Here is a 14,945-nt window from a genome sequence, read left to right as displayed (position 1 = left end):
CTAAAGTTAAATTAGTATGTTTACGTTAGCTTTTCAGGGCACAAAAAAACCCTTCTTAAAAAGAAGAGATTCGTATCATGGATAATGACTCTTCTTATCTTCAAGCATAACGCTACTGGAATTAGCACAGTACAAAAATGTCTGTTGCTGAGATATCCTAGGGCCAGTCCCTCCATCTCTCTAAATAAGAAAGTTACATATTCTATTATTAATTACCAATGTACCTGTATATTCATCGAGTGTCAATGGTTGAGATATTAAATGTTAGAATTTTTTGTAGGTTTGGGAAGCGCATTTTCCAATTTTAATTTATATGTATATAACGACTTTCTCCTTAATAGTGAATATTTTATTCTATAAATAATAGTGATATACTATAATTAGGTGAAAATTGATACGGAAAAGGTATGAATAGGTTATGCCTTGTCTTGCTATGTTTTTAGACGGGTACACCCACACTTTTTCTGCAAATATTAGGGTATAAAGGGACGGTAAAGATGAGTAACAGACAAACGACTACAGATGTTATCTTAATTGGTGCCGGAATTATGAGTGCAACTTTAGGGACACTCTTGAAGGAATTAGTACCGGACTGGAAAATTACAGTTTTTGAGAAGCTTGAAAGCCCAGGAGAGGAAAGTTCGAACGAATGGAATAATGCGGGAACGGGTCATTCCGCACTATGCGAGCTTAACTATACCGTTGAAAAGCCAGATGGAACCTTAGATATTAGTAAAGCGATAACGATTAACGAACAATTTCAGCTTTCAAGACAGTTTTGGTCTTATCTTGTAAACAGTAATTTGATAAGTAATCCTCAGGATTTTATCATGCCATTGCCGCATATGAGTTTAGTACAAGGGGAGAATAATGTTTCGTTTTTGAAAAAGCGTTTTAAAGCCCTTTCAAATAATCCGTTATTTCAAGGAATGGAATTTTCCGAAGACCCGAATAAACTAATGGAATGGATTCCACTTATTATGGAAAACCGTACATCGAAGGAACCAATTGCGGCTACGAAAATTGACTCTGGAACAGATGTAAACTTTGGTGCATTAACACGAATATTGTTTGATCACTTAAAGAGTAAAGATGTTGATATTAGATACAAGCATCAGGTAGAGGATATTAAACGTACAGAAGACGGTTTATGGGAATTAAAAGTGTGGAATATGGAAACTGGCAGTATCGAACGCCATACTTCAAAATTTGTCTTTATCGGCGGTGGGGGAGGAAGTCTGCCTTTACTGCAAAAAACAGGTATTCCCGAAAGTAAGCATATTGGCGGATTCCCTGTAAGCGGATTATTCTTGGTATGCAACAATCAGGAGATTGTCGAGCAACATCATGCAAAAGTATACGGAAAAGCCGCAGTTGGCGCACCTCCAATGTCTGTACCGCATCTTGATACAAGATATATCGACAATAAAAAAAAGTCATTGTTATTTGGACCATTTGCAGGATTCTCACCAAAATTTTTAAAAACGGGTTCAAATATGGATTTAATCCTATCGGTTAAACCAAATAATGTGTTCACTATGTTAGCGGCGGGTGCAAAAAATATACCATTAACAAAATACCTAGTCCAACAACTAATGTTATCGAAGGAACAGCGTATTGAGGAATTGCGGGAATTTGTTCCAAATGCGAAAAGTGAAGATTGGGATATCGTCGTAGCGGGTCAACGTGTACAAGTTATAAAAGATACTGAAGCGGGTGGCAAAGGCACACTTCAATTTGGTACGGAAGTTATTACTGGAGCTAACGGAACAATCGCTGCATTGTTAGGTGCTTCTCCAGGTGCTTCTACTGCCGTTCATGTCATGCTTGATATAATTAAAAAGTGCTTCCCAGAGCATCAAAAAGAGTGGGAACCGAAAATAAAAGAAATGATTCCATCCTATGGTTTATCACTAGTGGAAAATCCAGAGCTTTTCAAAGAAGTTCATACTTCAACAGCGCAGGCTCTTGGCCTAAGTCATAGTGAAAAGGAAACAGTATCTAGCTAATTTTGCTAAAAGAGCATCTTTTAATAACTGCACCTCCGATGTTAGTTTAAATGCCTAACGTTTGGGGTTCAGTTCATTATAGGTGCTTTTTTTTATGAGGAGGTTCACGCAAAAGCATAAAAAGCGAGTACCTGCCACGAAAATCAACAACCTAATATAGGCATTTAGCGGAAACGTTAAAATAAAAGAAATGAGTGAAAAGTGGACATGGAGATTTTAAAAAACGATTGGGCTCCTATACTAGAAGGAGAGTTTAAAAAGCCATATTATCAACAATTAAGAAAATCACTGAAGCAAGAATATCAAACGAGAGTGATTTATCCAGACCAGAATGATATTTTTAATGCACTGCATTTTACTTCATTTAACGATACGAAGGTCGTTATTATTGGCCAAGATCCCTATCACGGCCCAGGACAAGCTCATGGGTTAAGCTTCTCCGTTAAACCAGAAGTGAAAATTCCCCCGTCATTGCAAAATATTTATAAGGAACTACATACTGATTTAGGCTGCTATATCCCGGATAATGGCTACCTTGTAAAATGGGCAAAGCAAGGTGTTTTAATGCTAAATGCCGTCTTAACCGTGAGAGCGGGAATTCCAAACTCACATAAAGGTTTAGGCTGGGAGATATTCACTGATAAAGTGATAGAAACTTTGAATCAAAGGGAGACACCGGTTGTATTTATTCTTTGGGGGAAATTTGCCCAGCAAAAACAACAATTAATTACCTCACCTAGGCATTTTATCATCAAGTCTCCTCATCCGAGCCCATTTTCCGCTAACAGAGGCTTCTTCGGTAGTAGCCCATTTTCTCGGACGAATGCAATTTTACGGGAAATTGGGAAGGAAGAGATTGATTGGCAAATACCAAATTTATAATTAATGGGACAAAAAAAGTCGCTTCCCTATTAATCTATAGAAAGCGACTTTCCAAAAAGGTATTAATTAATTTCTAATAAGATAGTCGAATGCCCCTAGAGCTGCAGTTGCTCCAGAGCCCATGGAAATAATAATTTGTTTATAAGGACTATTTGTACAATCACCAGCAGCAAATACTCCGGGAATGTTTGTAGCCCCGTGATTATCGACAACAATTTCTCCGGTTCTCGTACGTTCAACCGTTTCACCTAACCAATCGGTATTTGGAACAAGACCGATTTGAACAAACACACCTTGCAATTCAATGTGACGCTCTTCTTCCGTTTCACGGTCAATATAGGTAATACCGTTAACTTTGTCAGTTCCGGTAATTTCCTTTGTTTGTGCATTTTTAATAACCGTTACATTTGGAAGGCTATAAAGGCGATCTTGTAATACAGTATCGGCTTTTAGTTCTGCGGAGAATTCAAGAACGGTTACATGTTTCACGATTCCGGCAAGGTCAATAGCCGCTTCAATACCGGAATTACCGCCACCAATTACTGCTACATCCTTTCCTTCAAATAATGGACCGTCACAGTGTGGGCAGTAAGCTACACCTTTGTTCTTAAATTCTGCTTCACCAGGAACACCGATATTACGCCAGCGAGCACCTGTTGAAAGGATAACCGACTTGCTCTTAAGAACAGCGCCGTTTTCTAACTCAATTTCAACAAATTCGTTCTTTTCTAATCGTTTAGCACGCTGCGTATTCATAACATCAATGTTATATTCCTTTACATGCTCTTCAAGGCTAGCTGCAAGTTTTGGACCTTCAGTATACTTAACACTAATGAAGTTTTCTATGCCGAGCGTATCCATGATTTGACCGCCAAAGCGTTCTGCGACAATGCCTGTGCGAATGCCTTTGCGTGCTGCATAGATCGCTGCACTGGCACCAGATGGACCGCCGCCGACAACAAGAACATCAAATGGTTCTTTGTCGGAAAACTCAGAAGCATCAGCTGTGCTTCCCATTTTTGCAAGAATTTCTTCCAAAGTCATTCGACCACTGCCGAAGGATTCACCGTTTAGGAAAACCGTTGGCACAGCCATAATATTTTTGCTCTCTACTTCTTCTTTGAATGCTGCACCATCAATCATCGTATGAGTAATACCAGGATTTAGAACTGACATGATGTTTAATGCCTGAACTACATCAGGACAGTTATGGCATGTCAGGCTTACGTAAGTTTCAAAATGATATTCACCCTTAATGCCTTTCACACGATCGATTAAGCTTTGGTCAATTTTCGGTGCTCTTCCGCTTACTTGAAGAAGAGCTAATACGAATGAAGTAAACTCATGACCAAGAGGAATTCCTGCGAAAGCTACTCCAGTATCGTCTCCGATACGATTTACACTAAAGCTAGGTGTTCTCTCTAATGTTGTTTGTTCTACTTTAATTCTAGATGACATCGTTGCTAGCTCATCAGCAAGAGCTAGCATGTCATTTGATAACTTATCAGAACTTGCACTTACTTTAAGAAGTACATCGTTTTCTAATAGTTGTAAATACTGATTTAATTGTGCCTTAATATCTGATTCAAGTATCATTTATAGCACCCCTTAGATTTTACCAACAAGATCTAGGCTTGGTTTAAGTGTTTCAGCGCCTTCCTTCCATTTTGCTGGGCAAACTTCACCTGGATTGTTGCGAACATATTGTGCAGCTTTCACTTTATTAATAAGGGTGCTTGCATCACGTCCAATACCATCAGCATTGATTTCAATTGCTTGGATGATACCATCTGGATCAATAATGAAAGTACCGCGATCAGCTTGTCCTAATTCTTCGATGAATACATCAAAGTTGCGAGAAAGAACGTGTGCAGGATCACCAATCATTGTGTAAGTAATTTTACCAATTGCTTCTGATGTATCGTGCCATGCTTTATGTGTGAAATGAGAATCTCTTGAAACAGAGAATACTTCAACTCCTAATTCTTGTAGCGCAGGATATTGTTCTTGAAGGTCTTCAAGTTCAGTCGGGCAAACGAAAGTGAAGTCTGCAGGGTAGAAGCAAACGACACTCCAGTGACCTTTGAAATTTTGTTCAGAAACTTCCATGAAATCACCGTTTCTGTATGCTTGTGCAGTAAATGGTAGTACTTCTTTTCCTATTAGAGACATTATTAATTTCCTCCTATTTTGTGTTATATTGATTATAGATAACAGATTAAGTATTCCCATAATCCTTCAATTGTAAAATCTATAATCAATATTAATTTATATTAATTATTATATAGAAATAATTATTTGGGGTCAAATGAAAAGTACGCACTATTTATTTAATTTATGATCATTTCAAAAATTAGACACTAAATGCTATTTTTCGGAATAAATAAAGGGTCGTTCTTCTATATCCCACAGGGGTCAAGTGCCTTTTGCTCGTCCGTAATCGAGTAACCAGCAAAAGTAAAATAAGCGGGAATTTTCCGGTTAAATGCAGAATGGAGATCGCTTCGGGGGTATATAAGGGAAGATTTTCCGCCTATGCAAAGCAAAATCTCCTATTTTTGCATTTTTCGAGTCAATAGGCGGAATTTCTCCTTCTATTTAAGCTTTTTTTATTAATAAATACTACATAGGCGGAATCTTTCCGCCTATGTATCATCTCTGGGATTTAACCTAATCGCCAACTGATAAGTGCGTCTCCTCCTGCACCTAGATGCGGGAATTAGTAGCTTTTCACAAATCAGATTATGAAAATCAATAAATTGGTACTCAAAACAGCACTTTGCAAATGACAGAAGTTTTAATCCTCTTTTTTAATTGTAGTTTTATGCTCTTTGTTTGCGTGTCAGTACATCGAAGATAACAGCTAAAGCTAATACACCACCACGGATGATGTATTGGTAGGAGATGCCGACGCCTAACAAATTCATGCCGTTAGATAAGGCGGCCATAACTACTGCACCAATAATTGCCCCAGTTATTTTTCCTACTCCACCGGCGGCGGATACACCACCTACATAGGCAGCAGCAATTGCATCTAATTCAAACAATGTTCCAGCAGTGGTTGTAGCGGATTGCAAACGGGAGGTGAATAATATACCCGAAAGCGCGGCTAACATGCCCATAGACCCGAAAACAATATACGTAATCTTTTTCACATTGATTCCACTAAGATGTGCAGCTTCCGGGTTGCTACCAACAGCATAGATATGTCTACCAAGCACGGTTTTTGTAGAAAGAAAGTGGTAGATCATCGTAACGACTAACATAATGACAACGGTCCAGGAAAATCCATTGTATCCTGCAAGAATCCAAGTGATATAAGCAATAATCGCTGAAACAAAGACTAATTTTAATATAAATATAGGAAAGGAAACAATTTCGAAATTGTACTTGAGCTTGTTTTTTCGTATCGATATTTCTCTATAAATATAAAACAATATTCCAATCGCACCAACAATCAATGAGAGGATATGCAATCCATTGATTGTAGCAATTGATGGGATAAACCCATTGCCAATAGAGTTAAAGTGATCATTGTTAATGATAATTGTTCCGGTTTTAGCCGTTACTTGAAGGAGTGCTCCTCTAAAAATTAGCATGCCTGCGAGAGTTGCGACAAAGGAAGGAATCCCTATCGTTGCTACGAGTAAGCCAATAAATAAACCTACAATAATTCCAAAGATTAAGATGACTGGAATAACAACAATAACAGGCATGCCTGCTTGAGTAAGGAGTATTGCGGCAATCGCACCTAAAAATCCTGCTCCAAATCCAACCGATAAATCAATATGCCGAATAACGATAACAAGCGTCATTCCGACAGCTAGAACGGCGATGTAGCCTGTTGCGTCAAGGAGATTACTTATATTACGTGACGACATAAAAAGTCCGTCGGTCATAATTGTGAACGTAATCAAAATGATCAACAGTGCAATATACATTCCGTACTCACGAATATTTACTTTCATTAACGTTTTAAATTCATTATAAAAATCCATTAGTGAACCTCCTATTGCGTAGCAAGTTGCATGATATTTTCTTGATTGGCCGCATCTATTGACAACTCGCCTTTGATTTCGCCTTGTGCCATAACATATATACGATCACTCATCCCTAACACTTCACCAAGCTCAGAAGAAATCATGATAATGCTCATTCCTTGGCTAATCAGCTTATTCATGATTGTATATATTTCAAATTTAGCCCCTACATCAATCCCGCGCGTTGGTTCATCTAAGATTAATAGCTTTGGACCAACAAAAAGCCACTTTCCTAATGAAACCTTCTGTTGATTACCACCGCTTAGATTGCCAACGATTTGTTCGATTGAAGAAGCTTTTATATAGAGCGAATTTTTATATTCATTGGCTACTTTCACTTCTTCATTTTCATTCATCATTCCGTTCGTGGAGATTCCTTGCAAATAGGCTGCAGTTACATTTCGCTTAATATCCTGAGCTAAAAAAAGGCCATCACCCTTACGATCCTCAGTGACATAGGCGATTCCCGCCTTGATTGCTTCACTTGTATGTTTAAATGATTTCGGTACTCCTTCAACTAGTAATTCACCGTGTAATTTATAAGATTTTGGGTTCCCAAATATGCTTAGTGCAAATTCAGTTCTACCCGATCCCATAAGACCTGCAATCCCAACAATTTCTCCTTTGTTTACGTGAATGTTAATATCTTTTGCAACATGTCGACCCAATTGGGAGTCAAAGGCAAACCAGCTTCTAACCTCGAGAACTTTCTCGCCAATTTTTTTGTCTGGTCTTTTTGGATAAATATCTTCAATTTCCCGCCCAACCATGTTTTTGATAATTCGTACTTCTGAAATTTCCTCTTTAGCTGCGTCTAATGTACAAATTGTTTTCCCGTCACGTAACACAGTCGCTTTATCAGCGATAGAAATAACCTCTTTTAATTTGTGTGAAATCATAATACAGGAAATACCTTGTCTTTTAAGTTCACGTAACAAATCTAAAAGATTTTCGCTATCATTTTCATTAAGGGCAGCAGTTGGTTCATCAAGAATTAGGAGTTTTACGTTCTTGCTTAATGCCTTTGCAATTTCCACTAGTTGTTGTTTTCCAACACTTAAATCCTTTACTAGCGTTTCAGGATTTATATTAAGCTTTACCTTTTGCAATAATTCTTTGGCTCTGCTAATCGTCTGATTTGAGTCGATAATTCCTCTACGTTTGATTTCATTCCCTATGAATATATTTTCGTAGACTGAAAGATCTGGAAAAAGGGCTAATTCCTGATAGATAATGACAATTCCAGTATCTACACTATCGTTAATTTTGTGGAACTGTTGTATATTGCCCTCAAAAACGATATCACCTTGATAGGAACCGTACGGATAAACACCGCTGAGCACTTTCATTAATGTTGATTTGCCTGCTCCATTTTCACCAACTAAACAGTGAATCTCGCCTTTCTCAACTTTAAAATTGACATTAGAGAGCGCTTTGACTCCCGTAAATTCCTTGGTGATTTGATTCATCTCTAGAATATAGTCGCTCATCCTTATGCCCTCCCAAAAAAACGTTAATAATTACGGAAAGTGATAGATATCTATCTATCACTAATCCGTTGTTAAATCTATTTTTGTATTACTTTATTCCTTTAAAGTCACTAGCTTTATAGTAATCAGAATCAATTAATTCCTTTTTCACGTTTTCTTTATCAACAACAATGACATTTGTTTGTTTTGCCTTAACATCGACTTTTTCGTTGTTGTAGGAACCGGTTGTTTCAGGTGTTTTTCCATCGAGAATAGAAACAGCCATACCCATTGCATCTTTTACTAAAGTACGAACATCTTTGAAAACGGTCATGGATTGCTTTCCGTCAATAATGTATTGAACCGAGGATTTTTCTGCATCCTGTCCCGTTACTACATAGTTTGTAACTGCACTATCTGAAGCAAAAACATCAGCAATGGCGCGAGCAGTTCCATCATTCGGTGCAAGGATTGCTACATCACCTTTCATGTCTGAAGCGGCACCAGTTAAATGAGTTTGTGCTTTGTTTTTGGCTTCGTTTGCATCCCAGTTTGTCGTTACCTGGTTAATGATTTTACTTAATTGATCACGGGAAAGTTCTTTTGTATCTTTTAAAGCAACTGCTTCACTTGAGTTTGCAATTTTAAATGTACCATCAGCAATTTTTGGTTGAAGGACATTCCATGCTCCTTGGAAGAATAGGAATGCATTATTGTCTGAAGCTGCTCCTGCATAAAGGTATAGTGGAACACCAGTCCCTTTCGCATGGTCAACAAGGTATTGTGCTTGGGCAGCACCTACAGCGACGCTGTCGAAAGTTACATAGTAATCGACCGCATCTGTATTCGTAATCAACCGATCATAAGAAATAACTTTAATTCCTTCCTTTTTCGCAGCTTCTACTGCGGCGGCAGCCGAAGCACCGTCTTGAGGAGTAATAATCAATACTTTGATTCCTTTGTTAATTAATGTTTCTACGTTTTCTTTTTCTTTAGCTGTAGATCCTTGGCTAAATAAAATTTCCGTTGAGTATTTGGAATCAGCTAGTGCATCTTTAAATCTTTGTTCGTCTTGTACCCATCTTGGCTCATCTTTTGTCGGCAGAACAATTCCGACGTCAACTTTGCTTTTACTGCCTCCAGTACTACTACTGCATCCCGCTGCAACAAAGATGAACATCATGACAACTAGTAAGGAAGCGACCAATTTTGATCCTTTTTTCATTTCTAATCCCCCTTAAATAATGATAAAACGTATTAATGGTTAAAATATATCATCGTCTTCTAGGGGTGAAAACGCTTTCCGATAGCAATTTTTTATTATTACCTATACTTTTTTATCCTGTGGTGTAACGGCCTTTTTTCTGTTGCACGATCAATAGAAAAACCGCCGAAGAAGCCTTCGACGGTCTGTAAAGTTATTTTTTATCTATGTGTTGATAAACTTCTCTTTTTGAATGAAATCCATCTGCAATAATTGTTTCGTCAATGTTGTCCTTACCAACAGCAATGGGTGTGAGCAGTACCGATGGGACTTCCATTTTCGAATTGTTCACTTTCCTAACTGTTTTTACCTTTTCACCTTTTGCCATCTTTATTGCTAATTTAGCAGCTTTTTCAGTAAGGATCTTTATCGGTTTATATACGGTCATTGTCTGTGTTCCTTTGATAATACGCTGGGAGGCTGCAAGATCTGCATCCTGACCAGCAACTAAAACTCTTCCGGCAAGGCCATGTTTCTTAAGTGCTTGTATAACCCCACCGGCTGTTGCGTCATTCGCGGCGATTACAGCATCTATCTTGTTGTGATTTGCTTTTAAGGCCATTTCCATATTGGCAAATGCGTTCGTTGGGACCCAGTCTTTCGTCCATTGGTCAAAAACGATTGTGATGTCTCCTCGATCAATGAATGGTTGAAGGACATTGAATACACCTTGTTTAAACAAATGTGCATTATTATCCGTATCCGCTCCACCAATGTAAACATACTTACCTTTAGGAACGAGCTTTGTGATTGCCTCTGCCTGTAGTTCCCCAACTTTTATATTGTCAAAGGAAACATATAGATCGACATATGAATTTTTAACTAGGCGATCATAGGAAAGAACTTTAATTCCGGCGGAATGAGCTTTATTGACAATGGCTGCCATAGCTTCGGCATTGTGTGGAACGACCACAAGAAGATCGATGCCTCTACTAATAAGGGTTTCTGCTTGGGATATTTGCAGAGCATCATCGCCGTTTGCCGCCGTAATCTCTACTTCTCCACCTAATTTTTCCACCGCTACTTTAAATAATTCCCTATCTTTTAGCCAACGTTCCTCTAATAAAGTGTCCATAGAGAAGCCAATTTTGATTTTATTTGTCGCTACCCGATTCTTTTCTGATTTGTTGTTGGTTGTTGAAGGACTTGAGGCGACCTCTGACACATGATTTTGGCTACGTTTAACACTTGATTCACATGCAGTAACAGAATATAAAATCGATATGATTAGAAACGTCAAAACAATCTGGAAAGACAAACGACTCATTAGGTTTGCTCCTATTCACTTAACTTTTCATTAAACGGAATGCCTTTATTACTGAAAAGCCTTTTCCGGTAATCAGTAGGGGAGAGATTGCACATTTTTTTAAAAACTTTACTGAAATAATTCGGATTGTGATAACCAACTTCAAATGTAATTTCCTTTAGGCTTTTATTTGGGTCGTTCATTAATGTCTTCGCCTTATCAATTCGGCATTGAGTTAGAAAGTTTATGTAATTTATACCTAGTTGTTCTTTGAAAATTTTACTAATGTAAATAGGACTTAATCCAACCTTTTTACCGATTGTTTCAAGAGAGATATCTTTGTGGGAATGTTCTATTATATATTGTTTGATCCGAAAGATGATGTCAGGTGCCAGATAAGTATGTTGTTCAATATAAGCAACTCTCATTCGGTCAATAAGTTCGTTCGCCTCGGCCCGTATTTGACGAAAATCACGAGCTTGAAAAGAAAATAGCGGCCGGTCCGTTTCAATTCCCATTTCGTTTAAGATTCTTGAAGCAACCCAAAGTAACTCAAGAACACTTTGTTGTGTCTGTACTAAATCAGCGCCTGCACTTTCATAACGATGAATGATATCCATAATATTATCGATTACTTTTTCCCATTGACCACTTTGAATTTGATCAAAAAACTGCTTTTCTCTTTGTTTTGTTTCATTTATATGATCTAAATTACTTAAAATTTGCACATCTGAATAAAAGCGATATTTAATAGGAAGGTTGGAATCCATTGTCGCTATTAATGATTCTTGATAGGACTGGCGAATCTTATCTAAAGATTGATAAACCTCTCCGATTCCGATGAAAAGCCCTTTTTGATTGTCCGTTTTGATCACTGACAAAATGTCTCTTGCTAAAGAAATAGCTTGAGAACGATAGGACATGTCCAAATTTCTGAACACAATGATTGGAAGTTGCCGTCCGTACAAAGCGCCTACCCATCCGCATTTCGTCTTTCTAATCCTTTCCTTAATAAATGGGTAGAAATTTTCCGAGCCGTGGGGGAGTAAGACACTTATGACAAACTTTTCATGTGTGGTACGAATATCTAATAATCCCACTAATTCATTTAAATGTACTTCGTGTACGTGATCAAATAATAATTGTGTAACAATATCTGTCTCGACCACTTGTAATGTCTTTTGGAGTGTATCCTGTTGAAACCTATTTGTTTCCAATGCCTTTTGTTCATCCACTATTTGTTTTAATACTTTACCAACCGTAAATACGATTTCGCTTGCTTTGCTTGGTTTAAGCAAATAATCTTTCACACCGAGCTTCAGTGCCTGACGTGCATATTCAAACATTTCATAAGCAGTCACCATAATGAATTTAACAGTTGGAGAGTTATAACTAATTTGTTCAATCGTTTCAAGTCCGTTCATTCCAGGCATTTTAATATCCATCAGTATCAAGTCCGGTTTGAATAGGGGAGTCAACTCGATAGCGGTTTTTCCGTTTTTTGCTTGTTTTATTATTAGGTCAGGGTAACTATTTTGTATTATGGCCTGCAGTCCTTCACGTTCAATTTGTTCGTCATCAACAATCAGGAGCTTGAGCATAGATATCTATTCTCCTTTTTCTTGGTATATTTAATACAACTGTCGTTCCACTACCCATTTTACTTTTAATATTTATGACATCGTGTTCTCCGTAGAAGAGTCGTAAACGCTTAACAACGTTGCTGAAGCCAATCCCAGTAGAGTGTCCTTCAAGGACAATAGGTTTTTCTTCAAGAATTTGTTTAATCTTATTCACTGGCATGCCTGGTCCGTTATCTTCCATCTCAATGATTACATGTTCGCCTTGGTTCTTTACCCGAAACCATAGAATCCCACCATCCTCCTTTGGCTCTATCGCATGAATCACAGCATTTTCAATAATTGGCTGTAATGTTAAGTGGGGGATGTGTACATCTAAGCAAGTTGTATCGATGTCCATATTTATCTGAAAACGGTCAGTAAACCGTGCCTTTTGTATATCTATATATTGTTGAAGAACATTTACTTCTTCACGAAGCGTAATTGATTTATTTAATTGCCTTAGGTTATATCGCAACATGCCAGCAACGCTCACAAGAAGGTCACTCGTTTCTTCCGATCCTTCTAAATAGGCTTTTTTTGAGAGTGTATCTAATGTATTGAATAAAAAATGTGGATTAATTTGGCTTTGTAGGCTTCGTAGTTGGCTTTCTTGTAACAGAAGTTTGTTTTGTTGTAATTCTTGCTCAAGTTGAGCTTTATGCTGAATTTCTGATATAAGGTTATTAATATTAATACGCATTCGATCAAACATCTTTGCCAAAAAAGAGATTTCGTCGTTTGATTCAACTTCAATTTTTAAATCAAATCTTCCTTTAGATAATGCGTTTGCAGCGTGTGTTAGCTTTTGTATAGGACGAGTAATACTTGACGAAAATAAATAAGTAAAAAGTAGAAGAAGGAAGGTGATTAAAAATAAAAGCCAGATTCCAAGTTTCTTAAGCTCTTTGGATTGATCTATGATACTTCGATAAAAACGATTGTACGTATTGAACTCTTTATCTATTAAGGTAAGCGACATTTCAGATATATATTTTGAAATACGTGTCGCTTCGGAAAACGCCGTCGATGAATCCTCAGATTCCTTTTCAGACTGAAACATTAGCGAGCGGTCTGTCGTTTCAATAAGACTATCGATTAAATTTACATAACTTGTTAATGCAAAAGTATTTTCTTCATTCCTGAGAGAGGTCATTTCTATTTTTGCCTTCTGAATTTTTTTCTTGTTCATGTTAAGCTTTTTTACATTTGTGTCTGTAGGGGAGAGTAGGTAATTATTTAGAGATGCTACTAACTGTTGGCTTGTGTTTGATACTTCGTTCATAATTAAGTATCGCTCTAAAATTTTATTATATTGATCTTGCATCTTTTGATTATAGTAGGTGAGTGATATCCATATTACCGCCATAATAAATAATACAATGATAGCGAGTGTCCATATTTTTTTCTGTATGCTAGTCATGGTCATTCATCGCCTTTACCATCCGAATATCTGTAAAATAACCGTTCTTATTTAGTGGAACAATCTCATTGTTTAGCCATTTCACCATTAAATTCACACTTGAACTTCCCATCGTTGCTGGTGATTGTTCGATCATTCCATCGAGTGTTCCTTGCTTTAATTGTGATTTTGACTCAGGACTATCATCAAATGAATAGATATAGAAAGGCTTAATCGGTGATCTTCTGCTAATTTCTTGAACCATCGCTTCAGTTATATTTGCATTAATTGCTACAAACGCATTTACATTTGGCATTTGGTTCATTACATCCTTTGTTGTGGCGATTATTTTATCCCTCGTATTATCCGTCGGTGCGTATTTAAGAGTGACTTTCGGATAGTCCTTCAATATTGCTTGAATCCCCTTGAGTCTATTCTTTTGATAATATTCTTGTTGGCTATCATACATCAAAATGACTATACCTGATGGTCCCATATCACTAATTAATTGCCTTGCAATCATCTTCCCTGCCAAATATTGATCAGAACCAACATAAGTTTTTCTTAAGCTTTCTCCCATTGGAACGTCGTTTGCAACAGTTATTATAGGAATACCGTGGGATGCAGCTTTAATTTTTGTTAAATTTTTGAATTCATCCGTATCTAACCCTTGTACGATAATGCCATCTACCTTTGAATCAATTGCGATTTCAATTTTTTTCAAAAAGTCCTCTTGGTTTTTTCCATAGCTTCCCCAAACTTCGAGGCTTACCCCATCCTTTTTGGCTTGATCACGTGCCCCTTTGCCAACTTTGTCCCAAAATGGAGTTTCTAACTCTTGTGTGACTAAGACAATGCGATATTGGCTTTGCTCATCTTTTATTTCTTTTGGCAATTGCCAAGAAGAGCGAAATACCTTTTCCGCCGAAGCAAAGGTAAAATAAAATAAGATAGCGCTTACAAATGTAAGTGCCACAAAGGTTATTTTCCTCAAATGGACGATCTCCTTTATCT

General features: G+C 37.4%; 11 protein-coding genes and 1 riboswitch. Of the genes, 2 read left to right on the top strand and 9 right to left on the bottom strand.

Features of this window, described 5'->3' with window-relative positions:
* Window positions 1-91: 91 nt before the first annotated feature.
* Window positions 92-191: riboswitch (SAM riboswitch) on the bottom strand.
* A 306-nt stretch (window positions 192-497) separates the two neighbouring features.
* Together mqo and I5776_RS20935 are read left to right on the top strand one after the other, a co-directional pair.
* Window positions 498-2,009 carry a malate dehydrogenase (quinone) gene (mqo, locus tag I5776_RS20940; protein ID WP_202778396.1) on the top strand — a complete coding sequence of 504 codons (1,512 nt, stop codon included), beginning with the start codon at window positions 498-500 and terminating at the stop codon, window positions 2,007-2,009.
* Between the two features lie 207 nt (window positions 2,010-2,216).
* On the top strand, window positions 2,217-2,891 hold the full coding sequence (locus tag I5776_RS20935) for a uracil-DNA glycosylase (protein ID WP_202778395.1): 675 nt from the start codon (window positions 2,217-2,219) through the stop codon (window positions 2,889-2,891).
* 66 nt (window positions 2,892-2,957) lie between these two features.
* Here I5776_RS20935 and ahpF read toward each other — a convergent pair whose 3' ends face one another.
* The 9 genes from ahpF to I5776_RS20890 form a co-directional block, all read right to left on the bottom strand.
* A complete protein-coding gene (gene ahpF, locus I5776_RS20930; RefSeq protein ID WP_202778394.1) occupies window positions 2,958-4,487 on the bottom strand; it encodes an alkyl hydroperoxide reductase subunit F in 1,530 nt (509 codons plus the stop codon).
* A gap of 12 nt (window positions 4,488-4,499) precedes the next feature.
* Entirely contained in the window at window positions 4,500-5,063 is a 564-nt protein-coding gene (gene ahpC / locus I5776_RS20925; RefSeq protein WP_202778393.1) for an alkyl hydroperoxide reductase subunit C, read from the bottom strand.
* A gap of 650 nt (window positions 5,064-5,713) precedes the next feature.
* Window positions 5,714-6,889 (bottom strand): sugar ABC transporter permease, encoded by a 1,176-nt coding sequence (locus I5776_RS20920; protein ID WP_202778392.1) that lies wholly within the window; start codon window positions 6,887-6,889, stop codon window positions 5,714-5,716.
* Window positions 6,890-6,900: 11 nt separating this feature from the next.
* Complete coding sequence (locus I5776_RS20915; RefSeq protein ID WP_202778391.1) at window positions 6,901-8,421, bottom strand: sugar ABC transporter ATP-binding protein; 1,521 nt, start codon at window positions 8,419-8,421, stop codon at window positions 6,901-6,903.
* Between the two features lie 88 nt (window positions 8,422-8,509).
* A complete protein-coding gene (locus I5776_RS20910) occupies window positions 8,510-9,625 on the bottom strand; it encodes a sugar ABC transporter substrate-binding protein (RefSeq protein WP_202778390.1) in 1,116 nt (371 codons plus the stop codon).
* A 193-nt stretch (window positions 9,626-9,818) separates the two neighbouring features.
* Window positions 9,819-10,931, bottom strand: coding sequence for a D-xylose ABC transporter substrate-binding protein (gene xylF / locus I5776_RS20905; protein ID WP_202778389.1), 1,113 nt, complete (start codon window positions 10,929-10,931; stop codon window positions 9,819-9,821).
* A gap of 11 nt (window positions 10,932-10,942) precedes the next feature.
* Entirely contained in the window at window positions 10,943-12,511 is a 1,569-nt protein-coding gene (locus I5776_RS20900; RefSeq protein ID WP_202778388.1) for a response regulator, read from the bottom strand.
* A complete protein-coding gene (locus tag I5776_RS20895; protein ID WP_202780891.1) occupies window positions 12,489-13,952 on the bottom strand; it encodes a sensor histidine kinase in 1,464 nt (487 codons plus the stop codon). Before I5776_RS20895 ends, I5776_RS20900 begins: the two co-directional genes overlap by 23 nt.
* The gene (locus I5776_RS20890; protein ID WP_202778387.1) at window positions 13,945-14,925 is read right to left on the bottom strand and encodes a sugar ABC transporter substrate-binding protein; all 981 of its coding nucleotides are present in this window, start codon (window positions 14,923-14,925) and stop codon (window positions 13,945-13,947) included. Before I5776_RS20890 ends, I5776_RS20895 begins: the two co-directional genes overlap by 8 nt.
* Window positions 14,926-14,945: the final 20 nt, after the last annotated feature.

Origin of the sequence: Heyndrickxia vini, assembly GCF_016772275.1 — a bacterium.
Lineage (GTDB): Bacteria > Bacillota > Bacilli > Bacillales > Bacillaceae_C > Heyndrickxia > Heyndrickxia vini.
This window is presented reverse-complemented; position numbering and strand designations above follow the sequence as displayed.

Bases quoted from the DNA above. Each gene is read 5' to 3' on its own strand.
- I5776_RS20895 (WP_202780891.1), bottom strand. From the start codon at position 13,952: ATGACTAGCATACAGAAAAAAATATGGACACTCGCTATCATTGTATTA.
- ahpC (WP_202778393.1), bottom strand. From the start codon at position 5,063: ATGTCTCTAATAGGAAAAGAAGTACTACCATTTACTGCACAAGCATAC.
- I5776_RS20910 (WP_202778390.1), bottom strand. From the start codon at position 9,625: ATGAAAAAAGGATCAAAATTGGTCGCTTCCTTACTAGTTGTCATGATG.
- I5776_RS20900 (WP_202778388.1), bottom strand. From the start codon at position 12,511: ATGCTCAAGCTCCTGATTGTTGATGACGAACAAATTGAACGTGAAGGA.
- xylF (WP_202778389.1), bottom strand. From the start codon at position 10,931: ATGAGTCGTTTGTCTTTCCAGATTGTTTTGACGTTTCTAATCATATCG.
- I5776_RS20935 (WP_202778395.1), top strand. From the start codon at position 2,217: ATGGAGATTTTAAAAAACGATTGGGCTCCTATACTAGAAGGAGAGTTT.
- ahpF (WP_202778394.1), bottom strand. From the start codon at position 4,487: ATGATACTTGAATCAGATATTAAGGCACAATTAAATCAGTATTTACAA.
- I5776_RS20920 (WP_202778392.1), bottom strand. From the start codon at position 6,889: ATGGATTTTTATAATGAATTTAAAACGTTAATGAAAGTAAATATTCGT.
- mqo (WP_202778396.1), top strand. From the start codon at position 498: ATGAGTAACAGACAAACGACTACAGATGTTATCTTAATTGGTGCCGGA.
- I5776_RS20915 (WP_202778391.1), bottom strand. From the start codon at position 8,421: ATGAGCGACTATATTCTAGAGATGAATCAAATCACCAAGGAATTTACG.